The 22,099-nt window shown below is 37.5% G+C and carries 25 protein-coding genes and 3 pseudogenes; 22 read left to right on the top strand and 6 right to left on the bottom strand.

Annotated features, from left to right (window positions below; genetic code table 11):
• The first annotated feature begins 70 nt into the window (after positions 1-70).
• From JEU79_RS14535 to JEU79_RS14485, 11 genes and pseudogenes are all read left to right on the top strand, one after another.
• Positions 71-1,090 carry a MucB/RseB C-terminal domain-containing protein gene (locus tag JEU79_RS14535; RefSeq protein WP_198264677.1) on the top strand — a complete coding sequence of 340 codons (1,020 nt, stop codon included), beginning with the start codon at positions 71-73 and terminating at the stop codon, positions 1,088-1,090.
• On the top strand, positions 1,083-1,640 hold the full coding sequence (locus JEU79_RS14530; protein WP_198264676.1) for a SoxR reducing system RseC family protein: 558 nt from the start codon (positions 1,083-1,085) through the stop codon (positions 1,638-1,640). The genes JEU79_RS14535 and JEU79_RS14530 overlap by 8 nt, the downstream gene beginning before the upstream one ends.
• A gap of 5 nt (positions 1,641-1,645) precedes the next feature.
• Entirely contained in the window at positions 1,646-1,882 is a 237-nt protein-coding gene (locus JEU79_RS14525; protein ID WP_198264675.1) for a glutaredoxin family protein, read from the top strand.
• An 88-nt stretch (positions 1,883-1,970) separates the two neighbouring features.
• Entirely contained in the window at positions 1,971-3,773 is a 1,803-nt protein-coding gene (lepA, locus tag JEU79_RS14520; RefSeq protein ID WP_198264674.1) for a translation elongation factor 4, read from the top strand.
• Between the two features lie 58 nt (positions 3,774-3,831).
• Positions 3,832-4,695: a signal peptidase I gene (lepB, locus tag JEU79_RS14515; protein ID WP_198264673.1), complete on the top strand. Its 864-nt coding sequence runs from the start codon at positions 3,832-3,834 to the stop codon at positions 4,693-4,695.
• Between the two features lie 66 nt (positions 4,696-4,761).
• On the top strand, positions 4,762-5,148 hold the full coding sequence (locus JEU79_RS14510; protein WP_198266022.1) for a DUF4845 domain-containing protein: 387 nt from the start codon (positions 4,762-4,764) through the stop codon (positions 5,146-5,148).
• Entirely contained in the window at positions 5,145-5,819 is a 675-nt protein-coding gene (gene rnc, locus JEU79_RS14505; protein ID WP_198264672.1) for a ribonuclease III, read from the top strand. Before JEU79_RS14510 ends, rnc begins: the two co-directional genes overlap by 4 nt.
• A 92-nt stretch (positions 5,820-5,911) precedes the next feature.
• Positions 5,912-6,844, top strand: coding sequence for a GTPase Era (gene era, locus JEU79_RS14500; RefSeq protein ID WP_198264671.1), 933 nt, complete (start codon positions 5,912-5,914; stop codon positions 6,842-6,844).
• Complete coding sequence (recO, locus tag JEU79_RS14495; RefSeq protein ID WP_198264670.1) at positions 6,834-7,631, top strand: DNA repair protein RecO; 798 nt, start codon at positions 6,834-6,836, stop codon at positions 7,629-7,631. Before era ends, recO begins: the two co-directional genes overlap by 11 nt.
• Before the next feature lie 57 nt (positions 7,632-7,688).
• Positions 7,689-8,426, top strand: coding sequence for a pyridoxine 5'-phosphate synthase (pdxJ, locus tag JEU79_RS14490; RefSeq protein ID WP_198264669.1), 738 nt, complete (start codon positions 7,689-7,691; stop codon positions 8,424-8,426).
• Between the two features lie 43 nt (positions 8,427-8,469).
• A pseudogene (locus tag JEU79_RS14485) lies at positions 8,470-9,060 on the top strand (ion transporter); the annotation flags it as partial.
• Positions 9,061-9,351: 291 nt separating this feature from the next.
• On the opposite strand, the gene JEU79_RS14480 reads toward JEU79_RS14485, so the two are convergent.
• The 3 genes and pseudogenes from JEU79_RS14480 to JEU79_RS26580 all read right to left on the bottom strand — a co-directional run.
• Positions 9,352-10,161 (bottom strand): IS3 family transposase, encoded by an 810-nt coding sequence (locus tag JEU79_RS14480; RefSeq protein WP_198263365.1) that lies wholly within the window; start codon positions 10,159-10,161, stop codon positions 9,352-9,354.
• Entirely contained in the window at positions 10,062-10,280 is a 219-nt protein-coding gene (locus tag JEU79_RS26585; RefSeq protein ID WP_214660600.1) for a hypothetical protein, read from the bottom strand. Before JEU79_RS26585 ends, JEU79_RS14480 begins: the two co-directional genes overlap by 100 nt.
• Positions 10,268-10,426, bottom strand: a pseudogene (locus tag JEU79_RS26580) (transposase); the annotation flags it as partial. The pseudogene JEU79_RS26580 and the gene JEU79_RS26585, both read right to left, overlap by 13 nt.
• Before the next feature lie 813 nt (positions 10,427-11,239).
• Between JEU79_RS26580 and JEU79_RS14475 the strand changes: the two are divergent.
• Positions 11,240-11,491 (top strand): hypothetical protein, encoded by a 252-nt coding sequence (locus JEU79_RS14475; protein WP_198264667.1) that lies wholly within the window; start codon positions 11,240-11,242, stop codon positions 11,489-11,491.
• Positions 11,492-11,513: 22 nt separating this feature from the next.
• Positions 11,514-11,645: a hypothetical protein gene (locus tag JEU79_RS27495; RefSeq protein WP_281400916.1), complete on the top strand. Its 132-nt coding sequence runs from the start codon at positions 11,514-11,516 to the stop codon at positions 11,643-11,645.
• 232 nt (positions 11,646-11,877) lie between these two features.
• On the opposite strand, the pseudogene JEU79_RS14470 reads toward JEU79_RS27495, so the two are convergent.
• A pseudogene (locus JEU79_RS14470) lies at positions 11,878-13,024 on the bottom strand (IS3 family transposase); the annotation flags it as partial.
• Positions 13,025-13,073: 49 nt separating this feature from the next.
• Here JEU79_RS14470 and JEU79_RS14465 point away from each other — a divergent pair.
• The 6 genes from JEU79_RS14465 (at position 13,074) to JEU79_RS14440 (ending at position 16,513) form a co-directional block, all read left to right on the top strand.
• The gene (locus JEU79_RS14465; RefSeq protein WP_198264666.1) at positions 13,074-13,370 is read left to right on the top strand and encodes a hypothetical protein; all 297 of its coding nucleotides are present in this window, start codon (positions 13,074-13,076) and stop codon (positions 13,368-13,370) included.
• Positions 13,371-13,404: 34 nt separating this feature from the next.
• The gene (locus JEU79_RS14460; protein WP_198264665.1) at positions 13,405-13,647 is read left to right on the top strand and encodes a hypothetical protein; all 243 of its coding nucleotides are present in this window, start codon (positions 13,405-13,407) and stop codon (positions 13,645-13,647) included.
• Between the two features lie 88 nt (positions 13,648-13,735).
• Positions 13,736-14,080: a hypothetical protein gene (locus JEU79_RS14455; RefSeq protein WP_198264664.1), complete on the top strand. Its 345-nt coding sequence runs from the start codon at positions 13,736-13,738 to the stop codon at positions 14,078-14,080.
• A gap of 242 nt (positions 14,081-14,322) precedes the next feature.
• Positions 14,323-14,754, top strand: a complete 432-nt coding sequence (locus JEU79_RS14450; RefSeq protein WP_198264663.1) for a rhodanese-like domain-containing protein — start codon at positions 14,323-14,325, stop codon at positions 14,752-14,754.
• A 109-nt stretch (positions 14,755-14,863) separates the two neighbouring features.
• The gene (aroG, locus tag JEU79_RS14445) at positions 14,864-15,931 is read left to right on the top strand and encodes a 3-deoxy-7-phosphoheptulonate synthase AroG (protein WP_198264662.1); all 1,068 of its coding nucleotides are present in this window, start codon (positions 14,864-14,866) and stop codon (positions 15,929-15,931) included.
• Positions 15,932-15,979: 48 nt separating this feature from the next.
• Positions 15,980-16,513, top strand: coding sequence for a hypothetical protein (locus tag JEU79_RS14440; protein WP_198264661.1), 534 nt, complete (start codon positions 15,980-15,982; stop codon positions 16,511-16,513).
• 4 nt (positions 16,514-16,517) lie between these two features.
• Here the strand turns inward: JEU79_RS14440 and JEU79_RS14435 are convergent, their stop codons facing one another.
• Positions 16,518-16,862 carry an Hpt domain-containing protein gene (locus JEU79_RS14435; protein WP_198264660.1) on the bottom strand — a complete coding sequence of 115 codons (345 nt, stop codon included), beginning with the start codon at positions 16,860-16,862 and terminating at the stop codon, positions 16,518-16,520.
• A 106-nt stretch (positions 16,863-16,968) separates the two neighbouring features.
• Between JEU79_RS14435 and cysM the strand changes: the two genes are divergently transcribed.
• The 3 genes from cysM to JEU79_RS14420 all read left to right on the top strand — a co-directional run bounded on the left by cysM (position 16,969) and on the right by JEU79_RS14420 (position 20,978).
• The gene (gene cysM / locus JEU79_RS14430; RefSeq protein WP_198264659.1) at positions 16,969-17,859 is read left to right on the top strand and encodes a cysteine synthase CysM; all 891 of its coding nucleotides are present in this window, start codon (positions 16,969-16,971) and stop codon (positions 17,857-17,859) included.
• Between the two features lie 264 nt (positions 17,860-18,123).
• Complete coding sequence (locus JEU79_RS14425) at positions 18,124-20,184, top strand: hypothetical protein (protein ID WP_214660577.1); 2,061 nt, start codon at positions 18,124-18,126, stop codon at positions 20,182-20,184.
• Between the two features lie 116 nt (positions 20,185-20,300).
• The gene (locus JEU79_RS14420; RefSeq protein ID WP_198264657.1) at positions 20,301-20,978 is read left to right on the top strand and encodes a YdbL family probable chaperone protein; all 678 of its coding nucleotides are present in this window, start codon (positions 20,301-20,303) and stop codon (positions 20,976-20,978) included.
• 40 nt (positions 20,979-21,018) lie between these two features.
• On the opposite strand, the gene JEU79_RS14415 is transcribed toward JEU79_RS14420, so the two are convergent.
• Positions 21,019-21,930 (bottom strand): hypothetical protein, encoded by a 912-nt coding sequence (locus tag JEU79_RS14415; protein WP_198264656.1) that lies wholly within the window; start codon positions 21,928-21,930, stop codon positions 21,019-21,021.
• Positions 21,931-22,099 lie beyond the last annotated feature (169 nt).

Raw genomic sequence — 22,099 nt, 5'->3', positions numbered from 1 at the left:
TGCGATAGAGTTATGTTATGGTAAAAAATATATGACACAAAAAATGAGCATCAGGTTCATACTTGCAATGATGACAAAATCTTATTACTGGAAAGTCTTTATCGCGGCATTTTTTCTTTCCTCAACTCTTGCCTATGCTCAAGAAAAATCTGCTTATGCCCAGGAAAAATCGAATACTGACGTATCCATTGAAACATTATTAACGCAATTTGTTGAGAATGGTCCAAGACAGCTATACGACGGTACCTTTGTCTACTTTTTCCAGGATGATGTGCAAACGATCAAAGTCCATAGAGAACTCGATGACAATGGTGATATTGTTGAGCAACTCTTGCCCATGGATAGCCAGAAGAAAATGACTTCAAGAGTGCTTAAAAACCAATATTGTTTATTGGATAATAATTGGGCTTATCAATTTCAGGCACTGTCTTCCAGCTTTCCTTTTCGAATCAATAATTATTATTCAGTCCTGAGTGAAAATTATGACTTTACTTTGTCTGGCGATAAAATAGTTGCGGGAATTCCTGCAATTGGTTTGTCAATCAAAAGCAAAGATGCCTATCGTTATAGTTATCATTTATGGTTTGAACCTAAAACTGCTACCTTATTAAAATATCAATTATTAGACCAGAATGGAAAAGCGGTTGAGCAATATTTCTTTACCGACATAAAAATTAATTCATTAGTGGCAAAAGTCGAGCGCACTGAGCCTTTAAATACTTGTCAGACACAGTTTCAAGGCTTGGATATGGCCTTTAGTAAGCATTTTTATGCAGGTAAAATCCCACCAGGCTATCAAGTCATTTCTTTTCGTAAAGGCATTATTAATAATAATCAGCATCTAGCGCATCAATTTCAACTCAGTGACGGCTTATCTGCGGTGTCAATTTTTATTGAAGACAATGAAGCAGATACAAAACAGATTAACGGTGTTGTGCAATTGGGACCCGTTAATGTGGCTGGAAGAAATAAAGGTAATTCACAGATGACTGTCATTGGTGCGGTGCCGGTGCTCAGTACCTTACATTTTCTTAAAGCAATCAAAATTAAGGATAATGAATATCCATCATTAAGCAAAAACGATGATTGAAGAACAGGCCGTTGTGATTAAATGTGAACAACAATATGTTTGGGTGCAAACTCAGCGGCAAAGTAGTTGTGGACATTGTTCGGTAAAAAATGGCTGTGGGACACAATTATTGTCTAAAGTTCTGGGTAATAAAACCACCTATGTACGTTGCTTGAATCCTGATAGTTTAGCGACTCAAAAGCTCAAAGAGGGTGATCGTGTCTTAATTGGTTTACAAGAATCAGCCTTACTCAATGGCTCATTTCTTATGTATTTATTACCCCTAGCCAGTATGATTTTATTTGCGGGTTTAGCTGTTTTTAGTGCAAAAAGCTGGTGGCCAGAAGGCGTTGATCTGTTTTCGATTATTGGCGCATTGTTAGGTCTTGTTTTGGGGTTCAAAATATCGCGTTTATTGACCCGATGCGCTCCTGATCCTTCTTCACAGGATAGCTCACAACCAAGCTCAGATAGCGCTATTGCCGCTCAGTATGAGCCAGTTATTTTAAAGAAACTCTCTGACTTTGTACCCATTAATATTAAGCCCATCAAAATACAATATGATAGCTAAGCTTTATGCATTTTAAGTTTTTCTACCGTATTGGCTGTCACCTTTGTGATGACATGTATTTATTACTCCAGCCCTATGAATCCAGCCATAATATTTCCATCGAAATGATTAATGTTGACAAAGATCCGGAGCTACAAAAAAGGTATGGGATTTTAATACCCGTGCTTTGTGATGCTGAGGAAAATGAAATCTGTCACTATTTTTTTGATAAAATAGCTTTTGAACAAGCCCTGAGTGAATAATAAGGGCTACCGCTCTACTTTTGCGCCTTTTTTTGTTATCATTCTCCGCCTATTAATAGACAAAAAAGAATTTTCTTCTGGAGACTGAGTGGCTGAATTAGAGTTTATACGTAATTTTTCAATTATTGCCCATATTGATCATGGTAAGTCCACTTTGGCTGATCGGATAATACACCTCTGTGGAGGTCTGACTGATCGTGAGATGCAAGCTCAGGTTCTGGATTCGATGGATATTGAACGTGAACGTGGCATCACCATTAAGGCGCAGAGCGTTTCGCTGGACTACAAGTCACAAGATGGTAACACCTATCAGCTTAACTTCATTGATACTCCCGGTCATGTTGATTTCTCCTATGAAGTTTCCCGTTCTTTAGCGGCTTGTGATGGTGCCTTGCTTGTTGTCGATGCCTCTCAAGGGGTTGAAGCGCAAAGTGTGGCTAATTGTTATACTGCCATTGAACAGGGGCTAGAAGTCCTACCTGTTTTGAACAAAATTGATTTGCCTGCTGCTGATCCTGATAGAGTGATTACTGAGATTGAAGAAGTCATTGGTCTTGATGCGATGGAAGCACCGCAGTGTAGTGCTAAAACGGGTGAAGGCGTTGAAGAATTATTAGAGTATTTGGTTAAACATATTCCTGCACCAGAAGGAGACAGAGAAGCACCCTTACAAGCATTAATTATTGATTCCTGGTTTGACTCTTATTTGGGCGTGGTCTCTTTAGTGCGAGTCATGCAGGGTACACTTAAGCGTCGCGATAAGATGTTAGTGATGTCTACCGGACGTGCTCACACGGTTGATGGTGTAGGCATCTTTACACCTAAACGTGAAGCTAAAGAGTATTTAACGGCTGGTGAAGTAGGCTATGTTATTGCCGGCATTAAAGACATCTATGGTGCACCTGTTGGTGATACGCTTACTGCCGCTGCTCATCCCTGTGATAAACCCTTAAAAGGATTTAAAGAAATCCAGCCGCGTGTTTTTGCCGGACTTTTCCCCGTTACCTCGGATGATTATGAGGGACTGCGTGAAGCCTTATCTAAGTTAAAACTCAATGATGCTGCCTTGTTTTTTGAGCCAGAAGTTTCTCAGGCACTAGGCTTTGGTTTTCGTTGTGGTTTCCTGGGTATGTTACACATGGAAATTGTTCAGGAACGATTAGAACGTGAATATGATCTGGATTTGATCACTACTGCGCCCACGGTTATTTTTGAAGTGTTGACGACTAAGGGTGAGACTATAAAAGTGGATAATCCTGCCGCTTTACCCGATCGTTCCACTATTGATGAAATTCGAGAGCCGATTATTTCAGCTAATATCCTATTACCTCATGAATATGTTGGTAATGTGATTGGTCTGTGTATTGAAAAACGTGGCGTACAAAAGAAATTGCAATACGTGGGTAATCAGGTCAACATGACCTTTGAAATGCCTATGAATGAAGTTGTTTTGGACTTTTTTGACCGCCTTAAATCCGTTAGTCGTGGTTTTGCTTCTCTTGAGTATCATTTTGAGCGTTTTGAAGCGGCGAAACTCGTTAAAATGGATATTTTGATTAATGGTGAATCGGTTGATGCCTTATCAATAATTATTCATGAAGATTTAGCCCTGAGTCGTGGCAGAGATTTAACTGAAAAAATGAAAGAGTTAATTCAACGGCAAATGTTTGATGTTGCCATTCAGGCTGCTATCGGCTCTAAAGTCATCGCTAGAACCAATGTGAAAGCCTTACGAAAAAATGTCACCGCCAAATGTTATGGTGGTGATGTTAGTCGTAAGCGTAAATTACTGGAAAAACAAAAAGCCGGTAAAAAGCGCATGAAGCAAGTTGGTAGTGTGGAAATTCCTCAAGAAGCATTTTTAGCCGTATTGCATATTGGTAAGGATTAGGTTGATATGCAAGTAACACTAAACAATTACAAATTTTTAAAGTAAAAAAGAGAAAAGAATGGATTTTGATATAGCATTAGTATTGGTCGTATTATCCTTTGTGTCAGGTGTTATTTGGCTATTAGATAAATTTTTATGGGAAAAAGACCGTCAGGCTAAACAACAGGCAGCGATAGCGAGTAAAGGGAAAGAGATTACTGAGCTTGAACGTGATGCTATGTTGGCTGATCCGGTTATTATTGACTATGCTAAATCATTATTCCCAGTTTTTTTCATTGTGTTAGTGCTTCGTTCTTTTATTTTTGAGCCATTCCGCATTCCATCACAATCCATGATGCCCAATTTATGGGTAGGTGATTTTATTCTGGTGAATAAATTCAGCTATGGTGTCAAACTACCTGTTTTAAATACCACGATTATTGATTCAGGGCATCCTAAAAATGGTGATGTGGCGGTATTTCGTTTTCCAGTTAATCCAAAAATTAACTTTATTAAGCGTGTCATTGGCATACCCGGTGATCATGTGGTTTATAAAAATAAAACACTTTATATCAATGATAAACTGATGAGTCAGACGAGTTTAGGTGCTTATAAGGGCATGGGTTCAGGTGAAAAAATGAATGGTGCTCGCTTAATTAATGAAGATTTATTAGGTGTGAAACATGATTTGTTATTAGTACCGGGCAAGCCTGAACTCAGCCACATGTATGTGCCCGAATTCTATAAAAATGGCACGATTGATATGGTGGTGCCAGAAGGACATTATTTTGTTATGGGTGATAATCGTGATGAAAGCCATGATGGCCGTTTTTGGGGTTTAGTGCCAGAAGCCAATCTGGTTGGCAAAGCCTTTATGATTTGGTTTAATTGGGACGTAGGTCAAGGTCTTTATTGGCAACGCATTGGCAATTCAATTGAATAAATGTTCTGATTTACTATACTTAAATATATCATATTGTGAATAATCTTGGTGAAAAGGGATAAAATAATGCTTAAACAGCGATTCAATTACAGACAACAAAAAGGCTTTACCATGGTAGGCTGGATGGTTGTCATTACCATCTTTTTGTTTTTTGCTTATCTAGCGATGATTATTACGCCTTATTTAATCAGTAATAATACTATGAATCGCATTTTGGAGTCTCTAAAAGAGGAACCGGGCATCACGCAAAAATCAAAGCGTCAAATTTGGCGACTGATAGAAAACAGGATGATTGTAAATCAAGTGAGAAGTATCACTAAAGATGATTTTGAAATAGTAAAGTCAAATAATACGGTTACGGTCTACCTTGAATATGATGATAAAATCAAATTTGCTAATAGTATTTTTATTGTGATTGAACGTAATAAATCGGTTGAATTGGTTCGTAATTGAATACTAATCTGGACAGTTTAAGCAAGAAATTAGGCTATACCTTTAATCAAACATCATTGCTCAAAACCGCTTTAAGTCATCGTAGTATAGGTAAAAACAATAATGAACGCCTTGAATTTCTTGGTGATTCAGTAATTGGCTATGTGATGGCTGAAGAGCTTTACCTACGTTTTAGTGATGAAAATGAAGGTAATCTGAGTCGCTATCGTTCTTTATTGGTAAAAGGGGATACGCTAGCCAGTATCGCTCGTCAACTGGGCGTTGGTGAATACCTCCGCTTAGGTGGTGGTGAGCTTAAAAGCGGTGGCTTTCGACGTGCCTCAATTTTGGCCGATGCGATGGAAGCTATTATTGGTGCAATAACACTTGATTCGAATATTGATGAAGCTAGAGCGTGTATATTGTCATGGTATAAAGAACGTCTTGATAATATTAAGTCTTTGGATTTAAAAGATCCCAAAACTCGCTTACAAGAACAACTACAAGCCAAAAAGTTCGAATTGCCTAAATATACAGTTGTTTCAGTGAATGGCAAAGAACATGCGCAGATTTTTCAAGTTGATTGCCATGTCAAAGAACTTAAACTCAACATTACTGCTGAAGGTAGTAGCCGACGTGCAGCAGAGCAGAAAAGTGCTGAGCTGATGTTGGAAAAAATTCAATTTGAATAAGCATTTATGCTCAATCCTTAATTAGCTTTTTTACCAATTATATTATCAACTCTTTTATCAACTCTTTTATCAACTACGTGAATTTTAATTAAATGATGACAAAAACTGAATACCCTGACAATTATCGAAGTGGCTATGTGGCTATTATTGGTCGTCCCAATGTGGGTAAATCTACTTTATTGAATTACATTTTGGGCTTTCATTTAAGTATTACCTCAAAAAAACCGCAGACAACACGGCATCGCTTATTAGGCATAAAAACCACAAAAACAGCACAGTCAGTTTATATTGATACACCGGGCTTGCACCAAAAACATAAGGGTGCGATTCATACTTATATGAACAAAGAAGCCATGTCTACCTTAAACGATGTTGATGTGATTGTCTTTGTTGTCGATGGCATTAAGCTAACGGAAGAAGATGAATATGTTATTGAATTACTCAAGCCCTGCGATCAGCCTATTATCCTGGCGGTAAATAAGGTTGATAAAATCAAAGATAAAGAGATTTTATTACCTTTTCTTGAACAGCTGAGTCAGCGCCTCAATTTTGCCCATATCGTACCTGTTTCAGCTGCCAAGGGTAAGAATGTTGCTGAACTTGAAGCGCATATTGAGTCTGACTTGAATTTATCGCCTGCTTATTTTCCAGAAGAGCAAATAACGGATAAATCAGATCGTTTTCTTGCTTCAGAACTGATACGTGAAAAATTAATGCGTTTATTAGGCCAGGAAGTACCCTATGCGATTGCAGTCGAAGTCGAAGCCTTTGAAGAAGAAGAAAAGATCATCAAAATATCCGCTGTTATCTGGGTAGAGCGTAGGAATCAAAAAAGCATTATTATTGGACACAAAGGCCAACAACTGAAAGAAGTGGGCAAACAAGCACGAAAGTCCATGGAGCACTTGTACGATAAAAAGGTGTTTTTAAAACTATGGGTTAAAGTGAAAGATGGCTGGTCTGATGATCAAAAAGCACTTAAAAGTTTAGGTTATTTTGATTATTTAAAAACAGATGCATTCTAGAGTCGTACTCGATGATAAAACTGCGATAGTCCTGCATTCTTATAGCTATCGCGATAGCAGTGTTATTGTTAATTTATTTCTTCAGGATGTTGGTAAAGTCAGTGCTATTGCCAGAGGCATAAAAGGCAATAAAGGTAAAAGTGCTAAAAACAATCAAGTTGTCTTATTACAACCCTTCCAAAAACTGAAAATATCCTTAGTTGGCAAGGGGGATTTGCTGACTTTAAAAAGCGTTGAATTATGTGAAGAAAGTGACAATTCTTTGAATTTATGGCGCTTATCCGGTAAATCACTCTATTGTGCCTATTATCTTAACGAATTATTATTGCGTCTTCTGCCTACTCACTCAGACTGCACTGAAATCTTTGAGCTTTATATTCATATTATTAGTCTTTTTTCACAATCTTCTAACAAAAAGCCTCAACAACAATCCCAACATGCCTCAGAAATGATGAATCTTGAATTGCCTTTAAGGTTATTTGAACTCAAGCTATTGGAATATCTTGGTTATGGTTTGAACTTTGAGCTGGATATTAATACCGGTAGCAGCATTGAAAGTCACAAAAACTATCATTACTTTATAGATGCAGGACCTACTGAAAATCCACTTGAAGGGACAAAAAGTTTGCTGATTAGTGGTAAAACCTTATTGAATTTGTCACAGGCACAATTAAATGATCAGAAAACCTTGCAAGAAAGTAAACAACTATTAAAATGGGCGCTTGCTGAGCAATTGGGTAGTCAGCCATTAAAAAGTCGTGAGATGTTTAAGCAATTATATTGTTAAACATTCGTCTTTTTTTAATATATAACAGATATAAAATTTAGATAAGAGGATATAAACTTGAGCAATTCACCGGAAATTTTACTGGGTGTTAATATTGACCATATTGCCACTTTGAGACAGGCGAGGGGAACGCGATATCCTGATCCAGTAAAAGCGGCAATGGATGCTGAGTTTGCAGGGGCCGATGCCATCACTTTGCATTTACGTGAAGACAGGCGGCATATACAAGAGCGTGATGTGTACTTGATTAACGATGTCTTACAAACACGCATGAATCTTGAAATGGCTGTCACTGATCCGATGCTGGCCATCGCTGAAAAAGTGAAGCCCTCTGATTGTTGTTTGGTGCCAGAAAAAAGAGCTGAACTTACCACCGAAGGTGGTTTAGATGTGGCTTCACAGATAGATAAAATGACTGATGCCTGTCAACGTCTAGCAGCGGCTGATATCAGAGTTTCATTGTTTATAGACGCGGATAAAAAACAAATCGATGCCGCAGCACAGGTTAAAGCACCAGTGATTGAAATTCATACCGGTCACTATGCTGACTATCAGGGCAAAGAGCAAAAAAAGGAATTTGAACGCATTAAAGAAGGCGTTTTATATGCTAAGTCACTCGGCTTACAAGTCAATGCTGGACATGGATTGCATTATCATAATGTCCAAGCAATTGCAGCATTGATGGATATTGAAGAGTTGAATATTGGCCATGCCATCATCGCTCAGGCGTTATTTTGTGGTCTTGATCAGGCTATTAAGGATATGAAGGGACTAATGCTAGATGCGCGTCGCTAAAATTAGTTATCAAAACCAATTTTTAAGTCAATAAGTATAAATTATGCAGTCATTATCACTACAAGCGAAATTTAATCGTATTCGCAGTAATAAAATTTTTGAACTCTTTGTTATTTCAATTATTATTTTTTCAGCACTGGTTATTGGTGCTAAAACCTATGATATCTCGCCAACCACCCTATGGTTTATTCATTTGTTGGATTGGTTTATCACCTTTTTCTTTCTCACAGAAATTGTTATTCGTTTTTTAGGTGAAGATAAGAAACGGAATTTTTTTAAACAGGGCTGGAATATTTTTGATACCGTGATTGTTATTACCAGTTTAATTCCCGTGGAAGACAGTGAATTAGCTATTATTGGGCGCTTGATTCGAATTTTTCGGGTGTTAAGAATGGTTTCTATAATTCCTGAACTTAAAATGCTGCTCAATTCACTGCTCAAAGCAATGCCACAACTGGGTTATATTGTGGCATTGATGTTTATTATCTTTTATATCTATGCAGCAATAGGCAGTACCTTCTTCGCTACTATCAATCCGGTGTTATGGGATGATATTTCTATTTCAATGCTGACATTGTTCCGTGTGATGACCTTTGAGGACTGGACTGATGTGATGTATGAAACCATGGCAGTCTGATGTGTCAACACTTTTCCGGACAGTTTTCTAAATATTTTTTTGGCTGTTTCAAGTGATTTTTGTCATTTTGTATTTCCTATCATTTTAGTTTCTCATGTTAACTTTAAACAGATGAAGAGAAAGGGCTTTGCCCTCTGGAACGATAGAGCCGTTCCATTCACCCAAGGTATTTTCACAACGGTAATGATCCTGTTACAATATCTTCACGGCACAGGCTGAGGAGCCGATGGCCGTCAACGGTAATGGGCGGCATTTATGTCGCCTTTTACCCCTCTTCAATCAATCGATTTAAGCTATTTCCTGCTGTATTTCATAATCGACTGGTGACAAATAATCATTAGCCGAATGAAGTCGCTCCCGATTATAAAATACCTCAATATATTCAAATATTGCCTGCTTTGCTTCTACTCTGGTTTTGAATCGACAATGGTGCGTCAATTCAGTTTTCAAACTATGAAAGAAGCTCTCTGATACAGCATTGTCCCAGCAATTTCCTTTGCGGCTCATAGACTGAATTATGTTATGATCCGACAATATTTTTCTATGACTATCAGAGGCATATTGGCTACCTCGGTCAGTATGCCAAAGCAATCCATCCATTGGTTTACGCTTCCATATGGCCATCAGTAAAGCATCATTGACTAGCTTGGCTTTCATTCGCTCATCCATCGACCAGCCAACAATTTGCCTAGAGAATAAGTCAATGACAACCGCTAAATATAACCAGCCTTCCTTGGTGGCAATATAGGTAATATCACCCACATAGTAGCGATCAGGTTGAGAGACAGTAAACTCTCTTTCCAGTAAATTTGGAGATATACGCTTATTATGCTTGGAATTAGTCGTCGCTTTAAAGCGTCTCTTCGTTTTACAAAACAAACCGGCTTTTTTCATTAATCGACCAATTCTCCGGCGGCTTATATGAACGCCTTTTTCAGCCAGTTTTCTTTTTAAGACGACGGGTTCCATAAGTCTTGCGACTGTCTTCAAACAGTTTTTTAGCTGCTCAGTAAGCGCTTCATTTTCTTTCTCTCTATCCGTTTTAGGAGAGCTAACCCAATCATAATAGCAACTACGGAAACATCCATAAAACGGCACAGAATCGTTACCGGGTAATCTTTAGCCTGATCAGTTATCCATGCGTACTTCACAAAGTTTCCCTTGCAAAGTACGCTGTGGCCTTTTAATAAATCACGCTCCTGAATCACTTTTGCCAATTCTTTTTCAGACGTTTTACTTCATCATAAATGTGTTCATCACTTCTATTGGTTACCGTCTTCACCGGTTTGGAATATTTACTGATCCAGGTATGTAGAGTATTTACATTAACACCTAGCTCCCTGGCAGTCTGAGAAACGGGTTGATCCGTCTCATTAGCTAATTTGACAGCTGATTCTTTAAATTCTGATGTATAGCTTTTATTCGGTTTTTTGTTTGATCATTCATTTTAGGTCACACTTTTTATCTTTTAGTTATTTTAAGTTGTGTGTCCGGTTAAGTATAGCCACATTATTCACGGAATTAGTTTACCTGAAATCATAATATAATCTTAACTCTCGAGTAAGTATGGATTCAAGTATAGGGACATTCTCATTTTTTAGTCAGGGTAGATGAGATGATGACTTTATTTGTGTTAGCCTGCGTATTTCTTGTGTTAATGACTGTTCCAGTATAAAAAATCAGCATAGACATAAGTTTTTTAAATACCGTTTAATTAACCTGTGTTTTGGTGAATAATTAACAATATTGTTTAGTTTGTAGCATTTGTGATGCGCTTCGTTCCTCAGCAGCATCCTACTGTCTTACAAATATCACTCGCACAAGTGTAGGGTGCTGCTGAGGCACGAAGCGCAGCAATATTAAAATCCAGCACAATTTCATGCCTAGAATTCAGTTCAGTAATAACTGATAGCACTACGCTCATACTCTTTAATAAGCCCCCATACATAAAACATAAGTTTTTTCCAGCAATTCTCGCTGAGATGACCAATTGAGTTGTAGTGGTGCTTACCAAGCAGAAATAAAAAAACTTTTCGCAGTAACTTTAGCAAAATTAAAAAAATCGAATAAAAAGCTTGCATTTTGAGAAACAAGAGATCAAACTCTTGTTTTTCAATTGGTTGAATGACTTCATGTTAAAAAACATTTCCCTTTTATATGCTTGGTACTGTGAATTTTGGCCTCTTTAAGTCAGCAAAAAAAACATTTAAGTTTTTCTGCCCTGAAACAGGCCATCTCACTGCACTTTCATGCAATCAAAGATAGCCGAGTACAAGGAAAGTGTGATTACAGTCAACATGATGTGCTTATGAGTGCTTTTGCCTGCATGTATTTTCAAGATCCCTCTTTAAGTGAATTTCAGAAACAGATGGAAGAGGAACAGAATCAAAATAATTTACGCACTCTTTTAATGTTGAAAAATTCCTAAAAATAGTCAACTAAGAGACATTTTGGATCTCATACCCTCTAAAACATTTGCACCTGCATTTAAAGATTTATTTGAACGACTCAGACGACATAAGCTGATGTGTCAACACTTTTCCGGACAGTTTTCTAAATATTTTTTTGGCTGTTTCAAGTGATTTTTGTCATTTTGTATTTCCTATCATTTTAGTTTCTCATGTTAACTTTAAACAGATGAAGAGAAAGGGCTTTGCCCTCTGGAACGATAGAGCCGTTCCATTCACCCAAGGTATTTTCACAACGGTAATGATCCTGTTACAATATCTTCACGGCACAGGCTGAGGAGCCGATGGCCGTCAACGGTAATGGGCGGCATTTATGTCGCCTTTTACCCCTCTTCAATCAATCGATTTAAGCTATTTCCTGCTGTATTTCATAATCGACTGGTGACAAATAATCATTAGCCGAATGAAGTCGCTCCCGATTATAAAATACCTCAATATATTCAAATATTGCCTGCTTTGCTTCTACTCTGGTTTTGAATCGACAATGGTGCGTCAATTCAGTTTTCAAACTATGAAAGAAGCTCTCTGATACAGCATTGTCCCAGCAATTTCCTTTGCGGCTCATAGACTGAATTATGTTATGATCCGACAATATTTTTCTATGACTATCAGAGGCATATTGGCTACCTCGGTCAGTATGCCAAAGCAATCCATCCATTGGTTTACGCTTCCATATGGCCATCAGTAAAGCATCATTGACTAGCTTGGCTTTCATTCGCTCATCCATCGACCAGCCAACAATTTGCCTAGAGAATAAGTCAATGACAACCGCTAAATATAACCAGCCTTCCTTGGTGGCAATATAGGTAATATCACCCACATAGTAGCGATCAGGTTGAGAGACAGTAAACTCTCTTTCCAGTAAATTTGGAGATATACGCTTATTATGCTTGGAATTAGTCGTCGCTTTAAAGCGTCTCTTCGTTTTACAAAACAAACCGGCTTTTTTCATTAATCGACCAATTCTCCGGCGGCTTATATGAACGCCTTTTTCAGCCAGTTTTCTTTTAAGACGACGGGTTCCATAAGTCTTGCGACTGTCTTCAAACAGTTTTTTAGCTGCTCAGTAAGCGCTTCATTTTCTTTCTCTCTATCCGTTTTAGGAGAGCTAACCCAATCATAATAGCAACTACGGGAAACATCCATAAAACGGCACAGAATCGTTACCGGGTAATCTTTAGCCTGATCAGTTATCCATGCGTACTTCACAAAGTTTCCTTGCAAAGTACGCTGTGGCCTTTTTAATAAATCACGCTCCTGAATCACTTTTGCCAATTCTTTTTCAGACGTTTTACTTCATCATAAATGTGTTCATCACTTCTATTGGCTACCGTCTTCACCGGTTTGGAATATTTACTGATCCAGGTATGTAGAGTATTTACATTAACACCTAGCTCCCTGGCAGTCTGAGAAACGGGTTGATCCGTCTCATTAGCTAATTTGACAGCTGATTCTTTAAATTCTGATGTATAGCTTTTATTCGGTTTTTTGTTTGATCATTCATTTTAGGTCACACTTTTTATCTTTTAGTTATTTTAAGTTGTGTGTCCGGTTAAGTATAGCCACATTAAGCATCTTGAAGAGTATGCCATATTACCCAACACATTGCTTTGTGTTATTGATGGCACGCAATATTATTCCTCTAAGCAAATCCATTGTGACTGTTGTCTTCATAAAGAACATAGAACGGGTGAAATAACCTACAGTCATGCTGTTTTACAAGGTGCCATTATGCACCCCGATAAAAAACAAGTGCTCCCTGTCATGCCTGAAGCAATACAAAATACGGATGGTACAAAAAACAGGATTGTGAAAGTAATGCAGCCAAACGTTTTATAGCCAATCTAAAAAAGCACATCCAAGACAAGGATTTATGATTTGTGGTGATGGTTTGATGTCACATCAACCTATGATAGAAGATATAATTGAAGAAATGATGCATTATTTATTGGTTGCCAAACCTGGTGATCACACATATTTATTTGAATGGCTTGAAGCATTTTCTGAACTCCCATCAATGGACTGGATTGACGAAAAAGGGCACCAACATCATTATCGATGGAAAAATAATGTCCATTTACATGGCGAAAAAATGCCATTGAAGTTAACTTTTTGAATATACCCTCACCAATACCGCAGGGAAAATTATCTACCGAAATAGCTGGGTCACCGACATAAAGATCAGTGAACATAATATTCAAACAATGACCCAGGCGGGTCGATGTCGTTGGAAAATAGAAAACGAATGTTTCAACACATTAAAGAACCAAGGCTATCACATTGAGCATAATTATGGTCATGGGAAGAAGCACCTGAGCTTTAATATGTATCTGTTAACCTTGCTGGCTTTTTATTTCCATCAAATTTTTGAATTAACCGATGGGGCTTATCAAGCTTGTCGTAAAAAGTTTGGCTCTAAAAAATTAATGTGGGAAAAGTTCAGAGGGGTTATTACCTTTTTTGTGATGGACTCCTGGGAACATTTAATGGATTTTTTATTGTACAGAGACGATTATGAGGAGATGAGACCTGTAAAAATAAGAAAATAAACCTATTTTAGGGAAAATGCGTCGATTAAACGCAGCATCTCCCGTGCCTGCTATTTAGAAAGAAAGAACAAAAAAAATTTTAAAAAGCATCAGGCAAACAAAAAATGCTGTTTTCAGCTTAATTCATAAGAATAAGTTACTTCACCGAGTTTTGCTGGTTTTTTTCCTTCTCTTTGTCAAAATATATTAGTATATGCTAAAATCCGGTTTTATCTTTTAGGGCCTCATTTTAGGATTTTGCTATGATCTGTCGTGCCAAACTAATTAATTCATTTTTGACTGTCTGTTTTATTTCCCTGTTCTTTTTATCTGATGTTGCCGCTGAGGTAGTGAATTTAGGTAATAAACAACTTAAACAAATGCTTGCAGATAATGTCCCCATTATTGATCTTCGTCGCTATGATGAATGGCAATCGACCGGTATTGTTGAAAATAGTCACTTAATTACTTTTTTTGACTCCAAAGGTAATTATAATGTTGAAACATGGTTACAAGCATTGGATAAAATAGTGGCTAAAAATGACAAGTTTATTTTAATTTGTCGGACCGGAAATCGAACCGGTACAGTTGCTCATTTTTTAGATAAGAAATTAGGCTATACTCAGGTTTATCATGTGCAGCGCGGCATAAAAAACTGGATTCAAAAAGGCAATAAAGTCATTTCAGTTAAATAATAATTCTTTGTGTTACGGATTATTGTTTTTTTTATTGTGCTATAATCACCGATTTTGTGGCTTAAATACGCCTTAAGATTATTTTTAATAAACCATTTGGAAATTTGGTATGACTATTGTAACTGACGATTTACGTATTCTTGGTATAAATGAAGTAATTGCTCCGGAAAAAATTCATGAGCAATTTCCAAGTACAGAAAATGCCAAAATAACGGTGTCAAATGCGCGTCAGGAAATTCATAAGATCCTAAGCGGTGAAGATGATCGGCTAATTATTATTATCGGCCCATGTTCTATTCATGATGTTAAAGCAGCGACTGAATATGCCCACTTATTAAAAGCCACCCGGGAAAAATTAAGTGACGATTTATTAATCGTAATGCGTGTTTATTTTGAAAAACCGCGAACGACTGTCGGTTGGAAAGGTCTTATTAATGATCCTGATCTAGATGGTTCATTTAAAATTAATAAGGGTTTGGGAATTGCTCGTGAATTTCTAGTGAATGTTAATAACATGGGAATTCCCACAGCAACAGAATTTTTGGATCTGATTTCTCCACAATATGTGGCAGATTTAATCAGCTGGGGAGCCATTGGCGCCCGGACAACCGAAAGTCAGGTACATCGTGAATTGGCTTCAGGTTTATCGTGTCCTGTTGGATTTAAAAATGCCACTGATGGTGGTAGTCGTGTTGCCATTGATGCAATCTCTTCATCAAGTCGGCCACATGTGTTTTTATCGGTCACGAAACAAGGTAAATCGGCGATATTTTCCACCTCAGGTAATGAAGATTGTCATATTATTTTACGTGGTGGTGCCGAGCCAAATTATGATGCCTCTCATGTCGAAGCGGTGGCACAAGACATGGAAAGCTCTTCTCTGGTACCCAATTTGATGATTGACTTTAGTCATGCCAATAGCCAGAAACAATTTAAGAAACAAATTGATGTGGCTGAAAACGTCAGTCAACAAGTTGCTGATGGTGATAAGCGTATTATTGGTGCGATGATAGAAAGCCATTTAGTTGAAGGGCGTCAGAATTGCAATAATAAAGAAGACCTTCAGTATGGTCAGAGTATCACCGATGCATGTATCAATTGGGAAGATAGTCTTAACGTATTGAAACAACTATCAAAAGCAGTTCAGCAACGTCGTTTGCAACAGTCGAGTGACTAATAATTTTCTCTTCCCATGATAATGGGGAGAGCATAATGGAGTAGATGGATGGGATTTGTTATTGGTGCTGTTGTTAGTTTAATTGTTGTTTTTCTATTGGTCTATATCACTATTAAGAAACCCACTTTTGGTAAAGTCGTTATTGCACTGGCACTGGTGATGGTTATTACCGCTGTATTTTTCTATTTCCAAGAAGATAATCGTGTTGAAAAGAAAAAGCATCTAATTCCTTTGGAGCAGGTTGAGCTTTCAACGGTTGAGCACAAATGGTCTTATGGTAACTTCTATAAACTCAATGCAGAGATAAAAAATAACTCGCCACGTTATCGTCTACAGTCAATTATATTGCAAATATCATTATTCAAATGTCCAACCCCCAATAATTGTCAGTCGGTACTGCAATTAAAGCATAAAATTGATACCCGCCTAGCTGCCCAGCAAAGTAAAAAAATTGACAGCCATATTTTATTAGAACCAGAGCTTTTTGCCAAAAATTTGTCTGAATCTAAAAAAGACAAGACAATTGATGTTGACTCATTGCAATGGAAGATTAAGTTACTTGAGGTAAATGCCCGTCGTTAGCCATTTACTCGGGATATTTCCCCAGTTCAAGCAAGCGATCTATTTCCATGAAAATTGTTTCAATATTACTATTCAGTTGGTCGTCACTTAAGTCAAATAACTGATAATCTGTTTGACTGATGATATCCATCAATGCGGGAGCACCCAAATAGCGCAGGCCACCATGGATTTTGTGGATTATCTTACGCAGTTCTTCTTTATCTTGTTTTTGCAGTTCAGCTTTGATGGTCAGTTTATAGTCAGGCAGTTCTTTTATCAACATGGCTAATAAATCATCCGCTAATTTTTTATTACCTGAAACGCGTTCTAGCGCTTTTTGTTGATCAAGTATGGCTAAACTTTGTGACATATAAACTTTCCTATAATGTATGCTATATTTTACGAATATAGCATAAAGCGTTAAAATAACCCGCATCTTATTAAAAAAACGATACCATTATCTATATTGGAACAGTATGAATTATCCCACGATTGAAGAATTTGTAGGCAACACCCCATTAGTCCGCTTACAGCGTTTACCCGGAAATACGACAAACCAGATTTTGGTCAAACTTGAAGGCAATAATCCAGCAGGTTCGGTTAAAGATCGTCCTGCTTTGAGTATGATAAAACGTGCTGAACAGCGAGGTGATATTAAGCCGGGTGATACGCTGATTGAAGCGACCAGTGGTAATACCGGAATTGCGCTGGCGATGGCGGCGGCAATCAAGGGCTATAGAATGATCCTCATTATGCCTGACAACATGAGTGAAGAACGTCGCGGTAGCATGAAGGCTTTTGGTGCAGAGATTATTCTAACGCCTGCTGAAGGCAGCATGGAAGCCGCGATTGATCTCTCCAGAGAAATGGAAGCAAAGGGCGAGGGGATTGTGTTGGATCAGTTTTCCAATGCTGATAATCCAATTGCCCATTACTTAGGGACGGGGCCTGAAATATGGCGTGATACTGAGGGTGAAATTACGCATTTTGTCAGTGCCATGGGAACGACGGGTACAATAATGGGCACATCGCGTTTTTTAAAAGAAAAAAATGAAATGATTCAAATTGTCGGTGTGCAACCAGAAGAAGGTTCTAAAATACCGGGTATTCGTCGTTGGCCAGAAGAATATTTACCTAAGATTTATTCTGCTGATGAAGTTGATCAATTATTGGATGTCAGTCAGGATGAAGCAGAAACGACGGTCAGACGTTTAGCGGCAGAAGAAGGTATCTTTGCCGGGGTCTCTTCTGGCGGTGCTGTCGCTGCTGCTTTAAAATTATCAGCCACTATTGAAAACGCAACGATTGTGGCTATCATTTGTGACCGAGGTGATCGATACCTTTCAACGGGGGTTTTTCCAGCATAATGAAAACTTTATGCTGATAATTCTGGTGGCTATTTAATGCTAAAATCCATGCAAAGGGTAAAGTGTTCTTTTTTTTCCCGCCGAAGCGCTATTGGGGTATTACAAACTCTCATCATTTTATCGGCATTATCATTTTCTCTGCGTAGTTTTTCGATTAAAAACATACAATTAAATATTGGGCAAGTATCTCTAGCCCAACTACTTTCAGACTCACAAAATAAGCAGCAAATTGAATTTTTGCAACAATTAAAACTTGATGAATTAATGGTTTCAATTGATCTGTCATCGTCACCATTAAAACTCATTATTAATTCTTCTCAGTTAAAATTACCTCCGCCCTATCAAAATGTTAGTCAATTAACGATTTCATGCCCAGATCTAGTGCTGTCAGAAATGCTCATTAGCTGCCAGCAAGGGAAAATTGCCTTCAAAGGTTTAATTAATCAGACAGAAGTAGAGTCCGATTTTACCTTCAATTTTGATAAGCCTAAGAATAGTCTGGAATTCGCACTGGAAAATTTACACTTATCTAAGTCAGAATTATCACTGGCAATTAAACTCACTAATGATAAGTGGTCTACGTCATTTAAGGCTATCGATCTGGATTATAAATATTTCAAAACATTGATTCAGGATTATTTAAAACAATATGAATTATCTGAAATGGCGGAAAAATTAGCAGAGGCAGGTGCTATTGTAAGCTTTTCCGGCCAGGCTAATGGATATTTTAATAACACATCTTCAGAAAGTGTTTTAAATGTGCTTAAAATTAAAGGAAAAATATCGGAGCTACATTATCAATATGGTGATGATATGGCAGAAAATTTAGCCCTGAATTTTTCCAGTGCTATCAATTTAAAACAAAATAAGAAAAAAACATCAAAGGCTGACTATGATGTGAGCTTGTCTGTTAATGCATTATCGGGTGAGATCTTACAAAGTGACACCTATGTTTCTTTAACAGGTAAAGAAAAACTGCGTAGTCGATTTACGATTTATAATAATCAGCGAATTCATGTTGCACAATTAAGTTTAGGCTCAAAAGGGATTATCGAGCTTAATGCTAAAGGCTGGTTAGATTATAAGAAACCGCTGCAATTCAAACAATTGGATAGTTCTTTAGAGATTATCAATCTCGCTGGCTTTAATCAATATTATCTCAATAATATTTTATCAGGTACTGACTATGAAGAAATTAAAGTTGAAGGAGCACTGACTGCTCACTTCAGGATCAATAAAAATAAAATAACAGCGAATACAAAATTTAGGGATTTTTCAGTTGAATTAAATGAAAACTTGGCAATGGTTGCACTCAACGGTAAGCTAAACTGGAATAATAAATCCTCAAAGGCTGCGGTGAATAGTTATCTATCATGGCAGGAACTATTACTCAATGGATTACCATTAGGTGCAGCAAAATTTGATTTTGTATTTCATAATGACTATCTAAGCTTATTAAAAGGGACAGACATTCCTATTTTTGATGGTGCCTTACATATCAATAGTCTTGAAATTGACCATATTCATCCCTCATTAGCCCACCAGAATCGAGGGACTGCTCAAAAAAACATATCTAATAAAGCCATATCTAAAAAAAATAAGGAAGCTCATAGCAAAGGGATGACTTTAACCGTTGATGGGATGATCAAACCCGTGTCATTAGCATTATTGTCGGAACATTATGACTGGCCCTTATTAGCTGGAAGTTTATCTGCAGTGATTCCATCAACCACCTATAATGAACAATATTTAACGGTAGGTGGCGCATTAATGCTTAAAGTCTTTGATGGAGTTGTCATTATAAAAGATTTGCGAATTGATGAACCCTTACAAGATTATGCACAATTGTTTGCCAATATCGATTTAATAAACCTGAGCCTAGAATCATTGACAAAAACCTATAATTTTGGACAAATAGAAGGGCGTATTGGTGGTTATTTACATGATCTTGAGCTCAGTGCCTGGGAACCCGTTGCTTTTGATGCGAGCCTCAAAACACCTGAAAATGATGATAGTCGGCATCGTATAAGTCAGACAGCCATTGATAATATCTCTAGTTTGGGTGGTGCTTCAGGTTTATTGTCACGCACCTTTTTAAGCTTTTTTGAATCCTTTCGCTATGACAAGATCGGTTTAAGTTGTAAACTAAAAAACAATGTTTGTCAGATGTCCGGAGTTGAAGCAAAGGGAAATAGCTACTATATTGTTAAAGGTGGTGGCATTCCCAGAATTGACGTTATGGGCTTTCAACGGCAGGTCAGTTGGTCAACTCTAACATCACGCCTAAAAGCTATTCAACTTGCCAATGAGGCCACTATTGAGTAATTGATGACTGCTCATTGAGAATCAAAGCACTAATTCAGTTTTGATTCAGTAAAACTATGCAATACTATCGAAAACATTAAACATTAGACATTAACATGACCCGTATTGGTGAAACTATGAAAACAGCAACAAATACTTTACGAAGCTATCCTCTTAATCACTTATTTGCCCTATTATTCTTTAGCCTGACCGCAGTATCCTGTGTCACGATAAACATCTATTTTCCTGCGGCGGCCGCAGAAAAAGCGGCTGAGTTGATTGTTGATGATGTTTTAAAATCCGTAAGACCTGTAGATGGGCAGAAGAAAAATTCTGAAACTGATGTTAATAATAGTCAAGGTTTACTTAATTTTAATCCCGCTAATCAAGCACGTCCTTTTTCTACCAGAGCCTTAGTTGCTATTGTTGATTTCTTTGTTCCTACGGCATCTGCTGCAGGACAGGCAAACATTTCTATTAATACGCCGAAAATCAATTCTATTCGCAAAAGTATGGGCAAGCGACAATCAAAACTGAGTGCTTATTACAATTCTGGTGCCGTAGGATTTACGAATAATGGCTTAATTGCCATCGTCAGTCAAAAAGGTTTATCCATTAAACAAAAATCGACGGTAAAAAAATTAGTGAAGTCTGAGAATAGCGATAGAATGGCATTGTATACGGAAATAGCGACGGCTAATGGACACCCAGAATGGCAAGCTGATATTCAGAAAACTTTTAGCAAAACCTGGATAAATAAGATCGCATCAGGCTGGATGTATCAGAATGCATCGGGGCAATGGCAACGTAAATAAGGGCAATGTAAATAGCCATTCGATATTAAAAAGTGTGTTATTACTGGTCCGAAAAAGAAAAGGGATATTTCTTTTCGGCCAGACTTTGCGCCATAACGACTTTAAATTTATCAATATTGCCCTGATAAGCGAGGCTTAGATGTGCTTTGTTGTTCTCAATATGCTGTAACTCAAACACCTCAGATATTAATTCATCAGCCTTATTATACAGTTTTAATTGCACCAGTTTTTGCAATTCACCTCTGATCTCAAAGGTAATCTGTTTGCCATCAAGGCGAATGCTTTTTATACTGAGTTCCCCTAGATCAATTGTTTGTCCCAAGGATGTATAAGGCTCTAAATGACTTTTAAATGTTTTTGGTAAATAGAGCGTCAACTCCCCATGCAAATGACTGCTATGTTTATTGGCTTGACGGTCTTTGGATAATTTAAAGGCCTTATTAACACTTAAATAAAATTTATCATCCCCCTCAGTTTTAGCATCCATTGCTTGTTGATGGAATGCAATAAATTGATCAAGTTGGCTTTTATTTCTTTCCAGTAAAGATAACTTTATTGCTGTAATATTTTGTGTAATAAAGGGTGTTAGATTGGTTTTTATGGAAAAAACGGCATCTCTATTTTCAGAGGATGATTGTTTTTGGTTGGCATCCTGAATAAATACATTGATGTAAAAGGGGAAATCATTAGACCAATTGGTTTTATCTCCAGGCCACTTTTTTCCTAACCAGGCCGGATTATCATTTTGTATTGCTTTGTTTAATGGTTTAAATTTATAGGATTTTGAAATATTAGGCTCAGAGTCAAGCATGCCCGGATTATAGGAAACCAATGAGGGCTCTTCTGTTTTTGGCTTGAACGCTATTTTAACGGTTGATATTTCGGGTTTTATTGAGAAAGAATAGTAGGTATTTTTTAATTCATTGGTATAGAAAACTACAGTGGACCCCATTGTCAAGACAGCTTTCTCAAATATTAAGATATAATTCTGTTGGTTATTTATAGTATTAGTCTTATCCACATATCCACAGGTCTGCCAGTAGTCCAGAGACGCTTGCGATATATCTCAGGGCTACTGGCTTGGCCTGTGGATATGTGGACAAGGCGGTTGCCAGTAAAGT

Origin of the sequence: sulfur-oxidizing endosymbiont of Gigantopelta aegis, from assembly GCF_016097415.1 — a bacterium.
Lineage (GTDB): Bacteria > Pseudomonadota > Gammaproteobacteria > GRL18 > GRL18 > GRL18.
This window is presented reverse-complemented; position numbering and strand designations above follow the sequence as displayed.

Bases quoted from the DNA above. Each gene is read 5' to 3' on its own strand.
- JEU79_RS14425 (WP_214660577.1), top strand. From the start codon at position 18,124: ATGGTTTCAATTGATCTGTCATCGTCACCATTAAAACTCATTATTAAT.
- lepB (WP_198264673.1), top strand. From the start codon at position 3,832: ATGGATTTTGATATAGCATTAGTATTGGTCGTATTATCCTTTGTGTCA.
- era (WP_198264671.1), top strand. From the start codon at position 5,912: ATGATGACAAAAACTGAATACCCTGACAATTATCGAAGTGGCTATGTG.
- JEU79_RS14510 (WP_198266022.1), top strand. From the start codon at position 4,762: ATGCTTAAACAGCGATTCAATTACAGACAACAAAAAGGCTTTACCATG.
- cysM (WP_198264659.1), top strand. From the start codon at position 16,969: ATGAATTATCCCACGATTGAAGAATTTGTAGGCAACACCCCATTAGTC.
- JEU79_RS14535 (WP_198264677.1), top strand. From the start codon at position 71: ATGACAAAATCTTATTACTGGAAAGTCTTTATCGCGGCATTTTTTCTT.
- JEU79_RS14435 (WP_198264660.1), bottom strand. From the start codon at position 16,862: ATGTCACAAAGTTTAGCCATACTTGATCAACAAAAAGCGCTAGAACGC.
- JEU79_RS14455 (WP_198264664.1), top strand. From the start codon at position 13,736: ATGACCCAGGCGGGTCGATGTCGTTGGAAAATAGAAAACGAATGTTTC.
- JEU79_RS14415 (WP_198264656.1), bottom strand. From the start codon at position 21,930: ATGGGGTCCACTGTAGTTTTCTATACCAATGAATTAAAAAATACCTAC.
- JEU79_RS14450 (WP_198264663.1), top strand. From the start codon at position 14,323: ATGATCTGTCGTGCCAAACTAATTAATTCATTTTTGACTGTCTGTTTT.
- JEU79_RS14440 (WP_198264661.1), top strand. From the start codon at position 15,980: ATGGGATTTGTTATTGGTGCTGTTGTTAGTTTAATTGTTGTTTTTCTA.
- JEU79_RS14530 (WP_198264676.1), top strand. From the start codon at position 1,083: ATGATTGAAGAACAGGCCGTTGTGATTAAATGTGAACAACAATATGTT.
- JEU79_RS14525 (WP_198264675.1), top strand. From the start codon at position 1,646: ATGCATTTTAAGTTTTTCTACCGTATTGGCTGTCACCTTTGTGATGAC.
- aroG (WP_198264662.1), top strand. From the start codon at position 14,864: ATGACTATTGTAACTGACGATTTACGTATTCTTGGTATAAATGAAGTA.
- JEU79_RS14420 (WP_198264657.1), top strand. From the start codon at position 20,301: ATGAAAACAGCAACAAATACTTTACGAAGCTATCCTCTTAATCACTTA.
- JEU79_RS14460 (WP_198264665.1), top strand. From the start codon at position 13,405: ATGATTTGTGGTGATGGTTTGATGTCACATCAACCTATGATAGAAGAT.
- recO (WP_198264670.1), top strand. From the start codon at position 6,834: ATGCATTCTAGAGTCGTACTCGATGATAAAACTGCGATAGTCCTGCAT.